The 14859-nt window shown below is 36.6% G+C and carries 14 protein-coding genes; 10 read left to right on the top strand and 4 right to left on the bottom strand.

What is annotated here, in order from left to right; translation table 11 throughout:
- Positions 1-2: 2 nt before the first annotated feature.
- Complete coding sequence (locus tag BMZ55_RS05390) at positions 3-602, bottom strand: DUF1819 family protein (RefSeq protein ID WP_089819299.1); 600 nt, start codon at positions 600-602, stop codon at positions 3-5.
- A gap of 406 nt (positions 603-1008) precedes the next feature.
- Here BMZ55_RS05390 and BMZ55_RS05385 point away from each other — a divergent pair, with 406 nt between their 5' ends.
- The 6 genes from BMZ55_RS05385 to BMZ55_RS05360 all read left to right on the top strand — a co-directional run bounded on the left by BMZ55_RS05385 (position 1009) and on the right by BMZ55_RS05360 (position 7906).
- On the top strand, positions 1009-1635 hold the full coding sequence (locus BMZ55_RS05385; RefSeq protein WP_089819297.1) for a hypothetical protein: 627 nt from the start codon (positions 1009-1011) through the stop codon (positions 1633-1635).
- 218 nt (positions 1636-1853) lie between these two features.
- Positions 1854-2726 (top strand): DUF5677 domain-containing protein, encoded by an 873-nt coding sequence (locus BMZ55_RS05380; protein ID WP_089819295.1) that lies wholly within the window; start codon positions 1854-1856, stop codon positions 2724-2726.
- A gap of 223 nt (positions 2727-2949) precedes the next feature.
- A complete protein-coding gene (locus BMZ55_RS05375) occupies positions 2950-3627 on the top strand; it encodes an AbiV family abortive infection protein (RefSeq protein ID WP_089819293.1) in 678 nt (225 codons plus the stop codon).
- Between the two features lie 233 nt (positions 3628-3860).
- Complete coding sequence (locus tag BMZ55_RS05370; RefSeq protein WP_177179779.1) at positions 3861-4145, top strand: hypothetical protein; 285 nt, start codon at positions 3861-3863, stop codon at positions 4143-4145.
- A gap of 2 nt (positions 4146-4147) precedes the next feature.
- Positions 4148-5104 (top strand): ADP-ribosylglycohydrolase family protein, encoded by a 957-nt coding sequence (locus BMZ55_RS05365; RefSeq protein WP_089819289.1) that lies wholly within the window; start codon positions 4148-4150, stop codon positions 5102-5104.
- Between the two features lie 768 nt (positions 5105-5872).
- The gene (locus tag BMZ55_RS05360) at positions 5873-7906 is read left to right on the top strand and encodes a heavy metal translocating P-type ATPase (RefSeq protein WP_089819444.1); all 2034 of its coding nucleotides are present in this window, start codon (positions 5873-5875) and stop codon (positions 7904-7906) included.
- A gap of 19 nt (positions 7907-7925) precedes the next feature.
- Here the strand turns inward: BMZ55_RS05360 and BMZ55_RS05355 are convergent, their stop codons facing one another.
- Complete coding sequence (locus BMZ55_RS05355) at positions 7926-10076, bottom strand: endonuclease MutS2 (protein ID WP_089819442.1); 2151 nt, start codon at positions 10074-10076, stop codon at positions 7926-7928.
- Positions 10077-10199: 123 nt separating this feature from the next.
- Here BMZ55_RS05355 and BMZ55_RS05350 point away from each other — a divergent pair, with 123 nt between their 5' ends.
- On the top strand, positions 10200-10841 hold the full coding sequence (locus BMZ55_RS05350) for a uracil-DNA glycosylase (protein WP_089819287.1): 642 nt from the start codon (positions 10200-10202) through the stop codon (positions 10839-10841).
- A 20-nt stretch (positions 10842-10861) separates the two neighbouring features.
- Here the strand turns inward: BMZ55_RS05350 and BMZ55_RS05345 are convergent, their stop codons facing one another.
- Together BMZ55_RS05345 and BMZ55_RS05340 are read right to left on the bottom strand one after the other, a co-directional pair.
- Positions 10862-11410 carry a hypothetical protein gene (locus BMZ55_RS05345; protein WP_089819285.1) on the bottom strand — a complete coding sequence of 183 codons (549 nt, stop codon included), beginning with the start codon at positions 11408-11410 and terminating at the stop codon, positions 10862-10864.
- A 4-nt stretch (positions 11411-11414) separates the two neighbouring features.
- The gene (locus tag BMZ55_RS05340; RefSeq protein ID WP_039343375.1) at positions 11415-11906 is read right to left on the bottom strand and encodes a DUF456 domain-containing protein; all 492 of its coding nucleotides are present in this window, start codon (positions 11904-11906) and stop codon (positions 11415-11417) included.
- Between the two features lie 69 nt (positions 11907-11975).
- Here BMZ55_RS05340 and BMZ55_RS05335 point away from each other — a divergent pair, with 69 nt between their 5' ends.
- From BMZ55_RS05335 to BMZ55_RS05325, 3 genes are all read left to right on the top strand, one after another.
- Positions 11976-13235: a mechanosensitive ion channel family protein gene (locus BMZ55_RS05335; RefSeq protein WP_089819283.1), complete on the top strand. Its 1260-nt coding sequence runs from the start codon at positions 11976-11978 to the stop codon at positions 13233-13235.
- A gap of 4 nt (positions 13236-13239) precedes the next feature.
- Positions 13240-13959, top strand: coding sequence for a pyridoxine 5'-phosphate synthase (locus BMZ55_RS05330; protein WP_089819281.1), 720 nt, complete (start codon positions 13240-13242; stop codon positions 13957-13959).
- 86 nt (positions 13960-14045) lie between these two features.
- A complete protein-coding gene (locus BMZ55_RS05325; protein ID WP_089819279.1) occupies positions 14046-14825 on the top strand; it encodes an alpha/beta fold hydrolase in 780 nt (259 codons plus the stop codon).
- Positions 14826-14859: the final 34 nt, after the last annotated feature.

Raw genomic sequence — 14859 nt, 5'->3', positions numbered from 1 at the left:
TTTTAGTTTATTTGGTCAATATCTGAATCCGACATGAAGAAAATTCTCAACCAATTGGGATTGTCTCTTTTTACAGATTCTAAGACCTTGCAATCTAGGAATTGAGGTTGAATTTTTTTACTTCTAATATTATCAATAATTCCAGCTTGTTCAAAGATTTTAAACATTACTTGCTTAATTTTCTTCTGTGTTGAATCTGTCAGTTCTTCCAGTTCATCATGGGATGACATTTTTCCTCTAAAAAAACTGAGGTAGTCGGTATCCGTTATTTGGTAATCATATACCAACAGTTTGTTCCTAAGCACGTCTAATGTAAAGTCTTTGATAAATCCGTAGGTCTTACATACCGCAAGAAAAGAGAGGTGCTTTTGCGTTGATAAGTCTCCATCAACTAATAAATCCATTTCTTCAGAAGTTAAATTTCGAAGTCGCTTATTAATCTCGGCAAAATATTTCTTACCAGTCGTGGTTTTTCCATTTCCTAAAATACTGACATAATCAAAATCTGCATTACCAATTATTGCTTCAGCAACTAGTCCCATCCCATTGAGCAGCAATGAGGACGTGGTGAAAGAAAAATCGTATCTATCTGTTCTCAACATCAACCTATTCTAACAAACATTAATCTGTAAATATACAAAATGAAGGTGTTCGAAGAATGAAAAAAATAGTGCTGGGGTTTCTAAATTTTTCTTGGGTAAACTTCTATAGTTTACGATATATTAGGTCAGAGTCCGATGTATGATACACGGAAATCACTTCCCCAAAACACCCTTTTATGGTAGACTTTAGAGGATTTGAGGTGATGTAAGACGAAAATATTAGACATGACTACAAAGAATTGTAAATGATGGAATTTTCACTATTAGAATAATTCTTCTAGGTGGCAAAAGACTTTCTAATTCAACCTAAATAAAAAAACTTATAGAAAGGAAAAGTTGCGTATATTTGAGAGTAAGTGGCAATTTTACTGCATCTCAATCGATTTAAACCTATACCAAGAAATTAGTGAAAAAAATAAAATTCTATTTAATTCTGTTTTTTAAAAATGAAAAACTTGTTGGTTTCTGCGAAATACTAATTTTTATAATAGTAATAATTACAGCAATTATTTGGTGGAAAGATGATTCTCCAGGATTAGAACCTTTTACGATAATACTAAGTGCAATCGGTCTTATAATAGATGTAACGAAAAGAATAATAACCAAGCCAAAATTCCCAAAACTGACTTTTACGGAATATTCATCAAATACTAGTCGAGAATCTATTTTTTTTATTGGTGCAACTCTGACTAGTTTAAAAGACGCAAAAAAAGCAGCACGAGAAAATAATAAAGGAATATTTTTAGTAATATATGATAAAGAGCACAAAACAAATAGCCAACTAAACTATTCTTTAGGCTGTTTTACCTCTTATGAATTAACAAAAAGACTAATTAACGAGAATTTTATTCAAATTATATTACCATCAGATGAACCTGCAATCCAAAAATATATTCCCGATAACTACCATATGGAAAATTGTCTTTTAGTGGTTTTGGATAGGCAAGATAGAGTAATACGTAGCGAAGGTGTTTATGCAAATTCAGATGAGGGTTTAAAGAGGATAAGAGAGGATATTTCAAAACTTCAATAAAAACTGCCACTAACAAGGGTTTTGGCGCAATGGCGGGTTAAGGCTAAAACTTAAAGTTTCGTCTTTCTATTCCGCAAAAGCCAAATTACATTGACTTTTTTTCTTAAATTTATTCAAATAATTATCTTTTGCTTACCGTGTCGCTAAATTGAAAACTTTTCGCTTCAATTTCCGCCACTGACGCCAATCCCTGAAACGTTAGATGCAATTAATCAAAAATGGTAGATATAAATCCACAGTTTACAAATGAACAAATCAAGAAGTTTACAACTGAAAATGAATTTATGTCTGCTAAAGTTGAACTTCATAAAAACACGATATCTCTTCTACATCAAATAATTCATTATAAATATTTTGATGAGAATAAAATTTCGAAAAAATTAACAAGAGATGAAGCTATTTTAGGAGGTAATTTGATTCGTTTAGCCAAATTAAATACTTCTTTAGTACAAAATACATGTCAAAATAAATTAGAGATTTGTTTTATATTGAATAGATGCATTTATGAAAATCAAATAAATATTTTATATTTTCTGCGAAATGGGGAAGAGAACAATTATAAAAATTATGTGAAAAACTCTTTAATAACTGAAAAGGAGTTTTATAAAAATATTCAAGAAAATATTACAAAGCGAGATGGCCAAGAACTCCCAATCGAAAAAAGAATGAAAATATCAATTGAAAATTCATTTGAAATTTCCGATATCGAAATGGAAGAACTGAATAAAAGTTCAAATTGGAAAAATCTAAAAAAAAGATTAGAGAAAATTAGTATTTCTGACGACGTGAGTCAAACATATAATATATTTTATGGATTATCTAGTCATTCAATTCATGGAAATTGGCAAGATTTGATTCAACATCACATAATTCAAGATGATGATGAAACTTTTACTCTGAATTATGATTGGAATTCACCAAGAGCAAATTTACTTGAAGCTGTAATACTTTTTAATTTAATAGTTAGTAAAGATTTTGCTAATAAAAAACTTCAAGAACCTGCAAAAACTGAAATTATTGAGAGTTATAATATTTTGGATGAATATCAAGATTTCTTAGGGTTACAATATGATAACTTCCGAGAATTTTAACTGCAGCTTACAGTGTATTTGCAAAAAATGGGATTGAATTTTTCCTTTGAAGATTTAGTTTTAATATTCGCAAAAATGCTTTTCATATTTTAATTTTTAGTAATTTAGAAATCTGCAAAAGCATTTTGCTCCAGGCGGTTTTTCTTTCCACTTTTGGTTTGCAGTATCCCGTTCTTCGCAAATACTTTTTCGTTATCTGTAATTGTGCCAAGAAACTTCCACAATGAATTTAAAGAAAGAAGAACTTTTCGAACTATTTATTAATTCTCTTGATAATTCTTATAACCTTTATGAATCTGCAAAAAAAATATTAGATAGTACAAAAATTGAAAAGCATGTAAGTTTAGGATTGGCAGAACTTGCATTAGAAGAATTGGGGAAATCTTACTCATGCTTAGCATATTATTCGGAATCAAGTACATTAAAAGACTGGAAAGATTTCTGGAAGGAATGGAAAAATCATGATTTAAAAGCTCATAGAGCATTTTTTTATGAATTTTTTAATATGTTAAGAATCGACCAGGTAGGTGATAATTTGAACTTTCCAACAAATAAAGATAAGTTTTCAAAGGAAAAAGAATACAGTTTTTATGTTGACATCGATAAATCAAATAGGAAAATTTACATTCCAAAACAAGAAATTTCCGAAATCGAATGTAATAGACGTATTTATAGCCTATTAGGTTTATTTAATTCTGCATTATACATAAAGGATTGGTTTAACGAAAATAAGAATGAAGATTTTAGAAATGCAATTTCAAACTTTGCTTTTAGGACAATAAGTACAGCAATGCATCAACAAGATGTAAATAATGTACTTTCTGAAATGAAAACAGAAAACAAAGATTATAATTTAGGATTAGAAAAAATTTATAAATCGTTTAATCGCATAGAAGAATAACAACTACAGCTAACAGTGTATTTGCAAAAAACGGGGTTGAAGTTTTCCTTTGAGAATATAGTTTCTAATAATCGCAAAAATGCCTTTTATCTTTCTTTTTTTATAATTTAAAAAGCTGAAAAAGCATTTTGCTCCAGGCGGTTTTCTTTACTATTTTTGGTTTGCAGTAGCCCATTCTTCGCAAATACCTTTTCGTTAGTGGCAAGCAAACGAAGGTGCCTAAACAAGCTAATATGGAACTTTTAACAACAATACAGAAAGAAAAATTTTTGAGCATTTCGGGAGTGGAATTTACTTTCAAACGATTAAACGGACAATTTACTACACCGTATCCATACAATAATAGAGAATGGGACTTGTCGCCTTGGATTTTCACTTACGTTATTGATGAAAATACAGGCGATTTAATTTGCGAACTTGCACATAGAATGACAAACAATAGAATTTACGGTTGGGACAAACTTGGAAATGAGCTGTCTGAAAAAATCTTACATAGATATTTTAAACCACACTTTTAAGAATGAAAAAAACCTCAACAATAACAAAAATAAAATCTGCACTTTTCGGTGTTGCTGTTGGCGATGCATTGGGCGTTCCTGTTGAATTTAAGAGTAGACAAACGCTTGCACAAGATCCTGTAACAAGTATGACTGGTTATGGAACATACAATGTACCATTAGGAACTTGGTCAGATGACAGTTCGCTAACATTTTGCCTTGCAGAGGCATTGACACAAGATTTTGACGTGAATGTAATCGGACAAAACTTTGTGAAATGGAAACACGAAAATTATTGGACACCACACGGACACGTTTTCGATATAGGCATTGCAACAAGCCACGCGATCTCACGACTTACAAAAGGCGAAAAACCAGAGTTAGCAGGCGGTTTTGACGAAACCGACAATGGCAATGGTTCGCTTATGCGAGTTTTACCTTTGCTTTTTTATTTGCTTGACAAACCCATTAACGAACGTTACGACATTACAAAAAAAGTTTCGTCAATTACTCACGGACATATTCGTTCCGTAATTGCCTGCTTCTACTATCTTGAGTTTGCACATCAAATTTTAGCGGGCAAAAACAAATTTGAGATTTTTAAAAACTTGCAGATTGAAATTTCAACTCATTTAACAAGCCTTGGAATTAATCCGACTGAAATTGCAAAGTTTGACAGATTACTAAAAGGCCACATTACCAAACTTCATGAAGACGAAATTCAAAGCAGTGGTTACGTTTTGCATACACTTGAAGCAAGTATTTGGTGTTTACTGACAACAGACAATTACAAAGAGGCAGTTTTGAAAGCAGTAAATTTAGGTGACGACACAGACACAACAGGTGCTGTAACAGGCGGACTTGCAGGACTTCTATATGGACTTGATTACATTCCTAAAAAATGGTTACAACAATTAGCAAAATATAACGAAATTGAAAGCTTGGCGAAACGACTTAACCAAAAAATAGCCAGCCACTAACGGTGGTTTGGTTCCATGGCGGGTAACTTGATTAATTAAACATTCTCCCTCGAATCACCATCTGTGGTGGATTGACAGTTTTAAGTTCCGCAATCCGCTACATAGACAATCGCCAAAATGGTATCTGCAACAAAACGAACTTAATTAATGACGAATAATTACTGTTTTTAATACTGACTCTATTCTTTATTTTCTTGTTAAACTCCAAGTAATGAGTATCCCGAATTTGGAATTGGAGATTCAATAATTATTGGAGGTCAGACAAATATTAAATAATTTCCTATAAAAAAAATAGTGAGTTTTTGCACGATTTCTTGCACGACATATTTGTAAACAATGTTAAACACCGATAAATGAGCGTAATAAACTTTGTTTGAAATTTTACAAGTGTTTGATTGATAAGGGTATGTTATGTTTCATATATCCTTTGAAAATCCATGTGTCCCTGGTTCGATTCCTGGAGAGACCACTTTCAATGATAAGCGTTCAGTTTTTAACTGGACGCTTTTTTTTGAATTAAATTTGTCTAACGGCAGCTTTTCGATTTCGAAAAATTTGCCGTTTTAACCCCCATATTTTTCGGTGCAATCCATATTTCAAAATCCGCCGCTATTGGGCATTTTTTTTAGTTTCATTAAATTTACAGAAATAGCGATAATTTTACGTGTGAATTTATTTGCTGCTATTTACGTAAAAAATGCGATTATCTTAAATATGATTTTCCGCGGCAAGCAAATTGAAGCTTCGATTCCAACCAAATTATTTTCAATGGAACACCAACATACCTACGATTCCAAAGGCCGACAAATCTGCTGTACCGAAGAAGAAAAAATCTACAAAAAAGCCGGTGCAGAGGAGCTTTTGGATGAAAAAACAATTCCCACACACACCGACCACGACGGGCATGATCATGATGGGCACGACCACAGCGCAACAGGAGAAAGTAGGTGGCAAATGTTTTTACCGAGTATTATTTCGCTTGTTTTGCTTTTAATCGCGCTGTATTTCGACCATTTTTTAAAACCTTATTGGTTCAGCGATTGGGTAAGAATTGCGTGGTATGTTGGCGCTTATCTGCCGGTGGGATTGCCGGTGCTGAAAGAAGCTTGGCGCAGTATTTTACTGGGCGGATTTTTTTCGGAGTTTTTCCTGATGAGTTTGGCGACACTCGGTGCTTTTGCAATCGGCGAATATCCCGAAGGTGTTGCGGTGATGCTCTTTTATTCCGTTGGTGAAGTTTTCCAAACACTTGCGGTTTCCCGCGCGCAGGCAAACATTAAAACGTTGCTTGATCAGCGTCCAGACGAAGTTACCGTCTTACGAAACAATAAACCGGAAATTGTTAAAGCTGAAAAAGTAGAAATTAATGAAATTATTCAGCTGAAACCTGGTGAAAAATTAGGTTTAGATGGTGAACTGCTTTCGGATAAAGCAGCTTTTAATACCGCAGCTTTAACAGGTGAAAGTAAACCCGACACCAAGCTGAAAGGCGAAACCGTACTCGCCGGAATGATTAACCTCAATACCGTGGTGGAGGTGAAAGTTACCACCGCCTACACCGACAGCAAACTCAGCAAAATTCTGGAAATGGTGCAAAATGCCACCAGCAAAAAAGCTCCAACAGAACTTTTTATCCGAAAGTTTGCTAAAATTTATACGCCGATTGTGGTCTTTTTAGCCATCGGAATTACCTTATTTCCTTACTTTTTTGTCGAAAATTATATTTTCTCTGACTGGCTATATCGCGCCTTGATTTTTCTGGTGATTTCCTGCCCGTGTGCGCTCGTGATCAGCATTCCGCTCGGTTATTTTGGTGGAATTGGCGCTGCCAGTAAAAACGGAATTTTATTTAAGGGCAGTAATTTTTTAGATGTTCTTGCCAACATCCAGAACGTGGTGATTGATAAAACCGGAACAATGACCGAAGGTGTTTTTAAAGTTCAGGAGATGAAATTTGATCCGTTTTTTGACCAGGCCGAAATTTTAGAAATGGTCTATGCGGTGGAAAGCAAAAGCACACATCCGGTCGCGACTGCAATTCACGAATACGTTGGTGAAGTGAACACCGATTTAAATGTCGAAAACATTGAAGAAATTCCCGGTCACGGCTTAAAAGCTAAAATAAAGGGTAAAGAATTGCTCATCGGAAATTTTAAACTGCTCGATAAATTCGACATAAAATACGACAGCGATATTAACGAAATCGCTTACACTTTAATTGCTGTTGCTTACGGTGGAAAATACGTTGGCTATTTAACGGTTGCGGACAGTATTAAAGAAGATGCGCAGCTAACCATTGACAAACTGAAATCTTTAGGTGTAAAAACCACCATGTTAAGCGGTGATAAAAATTCTGTGGTGCAGTTTGTGGCGAAAGAACTCGGAATTGAAAATGCTTTCGGCGATCTTCTGCCCGAAGACAAAGTGCAGAAAATAGAGGAAATAAAGGCGAAAAATCAAAGCGTAGCATTTGTAGGCGATGGTGTAAATGATGCGCCAGTGGTTGCTTTAAGCGATGTGGGCTTGGCGATGGGCGGTCTAGGTAGCGATGCTACCGTAGAAACCGCTGATGTCGTTATTCAGGATGATAGGCCCAGCAAAATTCCAATGGCCATCAACATCGGAAAACAAACCCGCAAAATTGTCTGGCAGAATATTTTCCTCGCCTTTGCGGTTAAAGCAGTGGTGCTGATATTGGGAGCCGGCGGCCTGGCAACGATGTGGGAAGCAGTTTTCGCGGATGTCGGCGTGGCTTTGTTGGCAATCTTAAATGCAGTTCGAATTCAGCGGATGAAATTTTAGCCGCTGTTTGGCCCTTTTTTTAAATTCTTTCTAGTTCGTCGCCGGAAATCTGGGTTTTAAAAGTTCCGTAATTCACTGAAACCTTACCGTTTTTCTCGATTTTTTCTATTGTGCCGACACTTGTAGAACCCGGAATTCGCACGCGTTGTCCAACTTTCATCCACACCGCGCGCTCTTTTTGGCGTTTATCTTCGAGCTTTTCGGTCGCGGCAACAATTTTTTCCTGTACGTCGGTCTTTTTCAGCTGCTGCGTAATTTTTCGTTTTACAATCTGCAGTTTTTTATTTTCATCTTTGTCAGAACCTAATTTGCGGAACTTTTCCTGCTCCAGAATTTTCACAAAGTCCGCAACCACCAGTTTCCGAGATTTTCCTTTCACATAAGAATCGATAAAACCTTCAATTTTATTACCGAACTGCAGTTTTCGGTGTTCATCTTCGTAAAGTTTCTGAAAATTATAGAGTTTTTGCTGAAGCTGCTCATTCAGTTTCTCCAGATTTTCTTTTTTATTTTGCGTAGAATCTCTTTTTTCGGCTAAATCGGTCTTAATTTTTTCAACCTCAAATTTTTCCTGCTGTAATTTTACAATGGTTTTGTCCAGGTTTACAATATCGTGTTCCACTTTTTTCTTCGCCGATTCAATGATGAATTTCGGGATTTTGTTCTTCTCCGCCACTTCGAAAGTAAATGAACTTCCGGCTTGGCCAACTTCCAGTTTATAAAGTGGTTCCAGAGAGTTTTCATCGAAAAGCATCGCAGCGTTTGTCGCGTGTGGGAGCTGTTCGATGACCAGTTTAATATTGGTATAATGCGTGGTAATGATGGAAAAACTTTTCTTCTCATAGAAAAATTCCAGAAAACTTTCCGCTAAAGCGCCGCCTAATTCCGGATCGGAACCTGTGCCAAATTCATCTATGAGCAAAAGTGTTTTGGAATTCGCTTCTTTGATGATTTTCGCCATTTTTTTCAGGCGCGAGGAATATGTTGAAAGATGATTTTCAATGGATTGGTTGTCGCCAATGTCCGTCATCAGCTTCTCGAAGAAGAACATTTCGGATCTCGGATGAACCGGCACCAAAATTCCGCTCTGGATCATCAGCTGCAATAATCCGACGGTTTTCAGCGTAATGGATTTTCCGCCGGCATTCGGTCCGGAAATACATAAAATCCGGTTTTGTTCGGTTAAAGTTAACGTCTGCGAAAATATTTTTTTCTTTTCAACTTGGTTTCTAATTAAAAGCAAAGGATGGAAAGCATTTACCAAGCGCATCGTGCGGTGACGGTTTATCTTTGGTAAAACTCCACCGATTTTCTCCGCAAATTTTGCTTTTGCGCGCGTGAGATCAAGATCGAAAATATAAGTTTGATATTCTGCAAGCTGTGGTGCAAATTCCGAAATTTCTGCCGTTAACTTCCGTAAAATTTTATCGACTTCTTTTTTTTCTTCCTCAATGTCTTCGCGTAGTTTGAACTGATGTTTCACTACTGATTCCGGCTGAATGTAAGTGATTGAACCGGTTTTGGAAATTCCCAGAACGCGTCCCGGAATGCGTTTTTTGTAACCGGATTTTACGGCTAAAACCCGCTGATCGTCCATAATGCTTTCGCGGATGTCATCCAGATAATCGGTGGAAGAAAGCGCCGTAAGTGCGCGGTTAAAGTTTTCCTGAATGGCTTTTCTCGCAATCGAAATTTCGGCACGCAAGCTTTTTAAAATTGGTGATGAATCACTTTTCACTTCACCAAAACGGTTGAAAACCTTATCGATTTTTTCAACGATTTCCTTGCGGTATTCTAAATTTTTGACATCATTTTTCAAATGGGAAAAAAGTTGCTCGTAAGCAGGGAAAAATTTCTGCAGCCGCGCAATTTGCTCGGTCAGGCTTTTAATTTTTAAAAAAGAGGCGTTTTCAAGCCGAAAATTTTCAATCACCATCAGCTTGAGTTCCGCTTCAATATCTTCATATTCATTGAAAGGGATCGCGTTGTCACTTTCAAAACTGGCGAGATATTCCGCTGTTTTTTTGAGTGAAAGCTCGGCTTCTTCAAGCTCAAAAGGCTTAATCGCTTCAATTCTTTCAGCGATTTTTTTCGAGTACGCAAACGGCGAAATTTCCGCTAAAAGTTCCGGAAATTCTAGTTCGTCTAAATCATCTTTTTGTATATGCACACGCAAATTTAAAGAGATATTTTGATATTGTGCTAATTTTGTAGTTTCGGAGTTGGAAACCAAACGCGCTAAATCATAGATTAGTTTTCAACTTTATTTTTTACCAATCAAAAATACAGCACCATGACCTGGACCGAAGTTCTTGCCCCGATAAAAAATTCCGAATATTTCGAAAATCTCTGGCAAAATGTGAAAACGCAGTATAATTCTGCTAAAGTTTTTCCGCCAAGAAAAGAGATTTTCCGCGCTTTGGATCTCACACCTTTCGATGAGGTAAAAGTGGTAATTATCGGTCAGGACCCGTATCATAATGATAATCAGGCAAATGGATTGAGTTTTTCTGTTTCCGAAGAAGTTTCGGCACCGCCGTCACTGAAAAATATTTTCACCGAACTGAAGTCAGATTTAGGTATTGAACGACAAAAAACCGATCTCGAAGATTGGGCAAGGCAAGGTGTTTTGCTTTTAAATTCCTCGCTTACAGTGCGTGCGCATTCACCAAATTCACACAAAGATTTGGGTTGGGAAAAGTTCACCAATTTTATCATTAAAGAGATTTCGGAAAAAAAAGAAAACGTGGTTTTTATTTTGTGGGGCGCTTTTGCGCAGAAAAAAGAGGAATTAATCGATACTTCAAAACATTTTATAATAAAATCTGCGCATCCTTCGCCATTTTCTGTACACCGTGGTTTTTACGGCAGCAAACCTTTTTCGAAAGTTAATAACTATTTAAAATCGAAAAATATCAAGCCAATTTCGTGGTAAGTTATTTTGAAAAATTTGGCCTATTTTGCCCCGATTTTTTCTATTTGAAGTTTAATTTTATAATGAAGTTTCAAAGCTTCAAAATTTTTCGCTGAAGTGGTTTTGGGTGAAACTTCAACCAAAGAAATTAGATATCCATTAAATTGTTTTGAATTGGAAAACCCTTTTTTCGCGTCATTTATGGTGCTTAATTCCAATGTTACGGGTCGCGTGTAAGTTCCGGTAAGTTCAATTTCAGCTTTTGCATTTCCCTGCCAAATGCATTTCACATCTTTCGGGCAGCGGCTGTCTTCCAGCATTTTTTTAAAGGTGATATTCATTTCAAATTCTTTGAAAAACCGGTTCTCACCTTCATTTAAATAAATAAAAGCGGAATCTTTCACAGCAAAGTTTTCAGAAAAATTGGCGGAATTTTCGGCATTTTTTTTAGAATTACCGAACTGCGCCGAATCAGTTTTTAGCTGCTTTTCGGGCAGATTTTCTTGATTTTCCGAAGTGGTTTTGGTTTGCTTTTCACAGGTTTGAGCCGACAAAAGCGTCATTAAACCAAAGGCAATTTTGAGGAACATTTCTTTAGTTTTTGTAAATATCAATTACCACCACCAAAAGCATTGCCACACCAACGATGAAATTAAAACCTGTGCCGTAAATAAACCCGATTAATGCGCCTTTTGTACTGTTAAAAGCTTTCTTTTTGTCTGTAGAATCGTGCAGCAGTTCACCGATAAAAACGCCCAGAAACATTCCGATTAGAAAACCAAACGGGATGGGAATAAAAAACATTCCGACTAAAGTTCCAACAATCGATCCAACGCTGCCCCAACGCGTTCCACCATACTTTCTATTCGTTCGTGCTGGAATTACGTAATTCAAAACCGCGGAAAGCGCTGTAAGCACGACAAAAATCCAGATGTAAACCATGGAAATCGGTGCATCGGTCCCGAATTTATAAATTAATAGTCCGCATAAACTGAGAAAAAGTCCTGGTAAAACCGGTAAAAAAGTTCCAATAATCCCGAGAACCAATAAAATAATACTCACAAGCGTGATTAATGCAGCATCCATGATAACTAAATTTTGTTAAATGTACTTATAAATCAGGGAAAGACAAACGGATTTCTTATTTTTGCTGCAATGAACAAAGAACTGGCGGACACTAAAGACTTTTTGCAGAATATAAGCGACTATATTCATTTTTTTGTACGGGAAAATGTGCCTGATACTTTTGTTTTGCTTTCGCAGATTTTCCTGAAATTTCTCTTTTTTCTCGCCATTATTTATGTGGTTGATTTCCTGATTAAACTGGTCATCAACACCATTTTCAAGCTCTTCTTTGATAAGGAAAAATATCCGGTTTTAAAGTCCATTTATTCCGCGAGAATCACCAATTCCCTCGCGCATATTGGCGCTTTGCTCTTTGGGAGTTACGCGCTTTTTTCAATTTTTTACCGGCACCCGAAAAGCCATATTTTTCTGGAAAGACTCATTGGACTTCTGATTGTCATCGTCATCGCGCAACTTTTGCTGCGTGGTGTAACGGCGACCAGGAATTATTTCATTATCAAAAAAGATTATTACAAAATCATCGCCCTAAATGCGGTTTCGCAAACCATTAACATTTTCGGAATTTTCGTATGTTCTGTGATCGCAATTAGTGTAATGTTCGGCATCAGCGGTTCCGCAATTGTCGGAAGTTTGGGAGCAATTACTGCGGTTTTGGTTTTGGTTTTCCGCGATACTATTTTGGGTTTTGTGACTGGAATTCACGTTGCAACTTCCAAAAATTTAAAAGTCGGTGACTGGATCGGAATTCCAAAGTATAATATGGAAGGGACGATTGTGGACCTTAATCTTTTGACTACGAAAATTGAAAATTTCGACAAAACAATTTCCACCATTCCTACTTATGATTTTTTAACCACAGAAATCAAAAATCTTCAGGTAATGTCGGAAAGCAATACTCGACGAATTAAACGTTCCATTATTTTTAACATTAAATCTTTTAAATTTTTAGATGAAGAAGCGCTTGCGCGGCTTTCAAAAATTAATTTGATAAAAGATTATCTGCATGAAATGTCCGAGGAAATTAAAAAAGAAAGAAATCCGCTTGAAAATTCCGACCTGCTCATCAACGGACGACAGCTCACCAACATCGGAGTTTTCCGCGTTTATGCTTTAAATTTCCTTAAAAACAATAAGCGAGTTGACCAGAACGGAACTTTGATGGTTCGTCAGCTGGAAAATACGCCACAGGGAATGCCGCTGGAAATTTACTGTTTCACCAACGATTCTGCGTGGGAATCTTACGAAGCGATAATGGCGGATATTTTCGACCATCTGATGGTAGCTTCAAAGGATTTCGATCTCGAAATCATGCAGTTTACAAAAATCTAATTCAATGACAAAACTCAGTGTAAATATCAATAAAATCGCAACGCTCCGAAATGCGCGCGGCGGCGATTTGCCAAGTGTCACCGAAGCTGCCGTGAAGCTGCAGGAATTCGGTGCGCAGGGAATTACCATTCATCCGCGACCTGATCAGCGGCATATCACGCGAAAAGATGTGTATGATTTGAAACCTTTGGTACACACGGAATTCAATATTGAAGGAAACCCGCACCGTCCGTTCATCGATATGGTTCTGGAAATTAAACCGGAGCAGGTAACTTTGGTTCCCGATGGTGATGATGCAATTACGTCGAACGCCGGTTGGGATTGCCAAAAACATTTAGGTTTTTTGAAAAATGTGATTTCAGAATTTAAAAATGCCGGTATCAGAACTTCGGTTTTTTTAGATCCGAACCCGGAAATTGTAAAGTTTGCCGCAGAAACCGGAACCGACCGGATTGAACTTTATACCGAAGCCTACGCTAAAAATTATAATGCAAATAAAGAAGACGCGATAAAATCTTACATTGAAACCGCGGTTGAAGCTGAAAAATTTGGGCTCGGAATAAATGCCGGCCACGATTTAAGCTTAGAAAATTTGAAATATTTTGCCGAAAATGTGCCGAATTTATTGGAAGTTTCCATTGGGCACGCGCTGATTTCGGAAGCACTTTATATGGGACTGGAAAATACCGTTCAGGCTTATCTGAAAAGACTTGCGCGTTGGTAATTCAGAAAAAAAGGTCGTTTTAAGCCGGAATTTTTATCGGTGCTAAACATCAATATTTAACGTAATTTTGAACTATATAATTTTTCATGGAAATTCTACACTCAAAAATATATGGACAGGAAAAAGCCGGAATTCCGCTTCTGGTTTTTCACGGTTTGTTCGGAATGCTGGATAACTGGGGAAGTTTTGGTAAGGAAATGGGCGAATTTCTCCCGGTTCATCTGCTGGATTTGCGCAACCACGGAAAAAGTTTTCATTCACCGCAAATGTCACACGACGATTTAGCGCACGACATCTTGCATTATATGGAATTTCACGGCCTCGAAAAAATCAATCTTTTGGGACATTCGCTCGGGGGAAAAGCGGTAATGCAGTTTGCTATTAAATATCCGGTGAAAGTTAATAAATTAATCGTGGTAGATATTTCGCCAAAAGCATATCCGCCGCATCATCAGGGCATTTTAAAGGCGCTGGAAAGTGTAGATTTCTCCACCGCGACATCCAGACAACAGGTTGAAGACGTGCTCTCGCAATATATTCCGGAAAAGTCGGTGATTTTATTTTTAACCAAAAACCTTTACTGGACCGATGATAAAAAACTGGACTGGCGTTTTAATTTAAAAACCCTGTCTGAAAAATATGAGGAATTTGTTTCGAATGCGATAAAATTCGGTGTTTTCAGCGGCGAAACTTTATTTATTTCCGGTGAAAAATCACAGTATATTTTGCCGCAGGACGAATTTCAGATCAAACAGCAGTTTCCTAATTCCAGCGTGGCAACCATTAAAAACGCGGGTCATTGGGTGCAGGCAGAAAACCCGACGGACTTTAATGAAGTGGTGAAAAATTTCCTGTTAAAAGCCTGAATTTTTCCAAATTTCTGAATCAACTTCTTTAATT

Source organism: Kaistella treverensis (assembly GCF_900114045.1).
In the GTDB taxonomy this organism is placed as follows: Bacteria; Bacteroidota; Bacteroidia; order Flavobacteriales; family Weeksellaceae; genus Kaistella; species Kaistella treverensis.
This window is presented reverse-complemented; position numbering and strand designations above follow the sequence as displayed.

What these genes read in the sequence shown, in the direction of transcription:
- BMZ55_RS05325 (WP_089819279.1), top strand. Translation starts at nt 14,046, where the DNA reads ATGGAAATTCTACACTCAAAAATATATGGACAGGAAAAAGCCGGAATT.
- BMZ55_RS05380 (WP_089819295.1), top strand. Translation starts at nt 1,854, where the DNA reads ATGGTAGATATAAATCCACAGTTTACAAATGAACAAATCAAGAAGTTT.
- BMZ55_RS05370 (WP_177179779.1), top strand. Translation starts at nt 3,861, where the DNA reads ATGGAACTTTTAACAACAATACAGAAAGAAAAATTTTTGAGCATTTCG.
- BMZ55_RS05375 (WP_089819293.1), top strand. Translation starts at nt 2,950, where the DNA reads ATGAATTTAAAGAAAGAAGAACTTTTCGAACTATTTATTAATTCTCTT.
- BMZ55_RS05390 (WP_089819299.1), bottom strand. Translation starts at nt 602, where the DNA reads ATGTTGAGAACAGATAGATACGATTTTTCTTTCACCACGTCCTCATTG.
- BMZ55_RS05365 (WP_089819289.1), top strand. Translation starts at nt 4,148, where the DNA reads ATGAAAAAAACCTCAACAATAACAAAAATAAAATCTGCACTTTTCGGT.
- BMZ55_RS05350 (WP_089819287.1), top strand. Translation starts at nt 10,200, where the DNA reads ATGACCTGGACCGAAGTTCTTGCCCCGATAAAAAATTCCGAATATTTC.
- BMZ55_RS05330 (WP_089819281.1), top strand. Translation starts at nt 13,240, where the DNA reads ATGACAAAACTCAGTGTAAATATCAATAAAATCGCAACGCTCCGAAAT.
- BMZ55_RS05345 (WP_089819285.1), bottom strand. Translation starts at nt 11,410, where the DNA reads ATGTTCCTCAAAATTGCCTTTGGTTTAATGACGCTTTTGTCGGCTCAA.
- BMZ55_RS05360 (WP_089819444.1), top strand. Translation starts at nt 5,873, where the DNA reads ATGGAACACCAACATACCTACGATTCCAAAGGCCGACAAATCTGCTGT.
- BMZ55_RS05335 (WP_089819283.1), top strand. Translation starts at nt 11,976, where the DNA reads ATGAACAAAGAACTGGCGGACACTAAAGACTTTTTGCAGAATATAAGC.
- BMZ55_RS05340 (WP_039343375.1), bottom strand. Translation starts at nt 11,906, where the DNA reads ATGGATGCTGCATTAATCACGCTTGTGAGTATTATTTTATTGGTTCTC.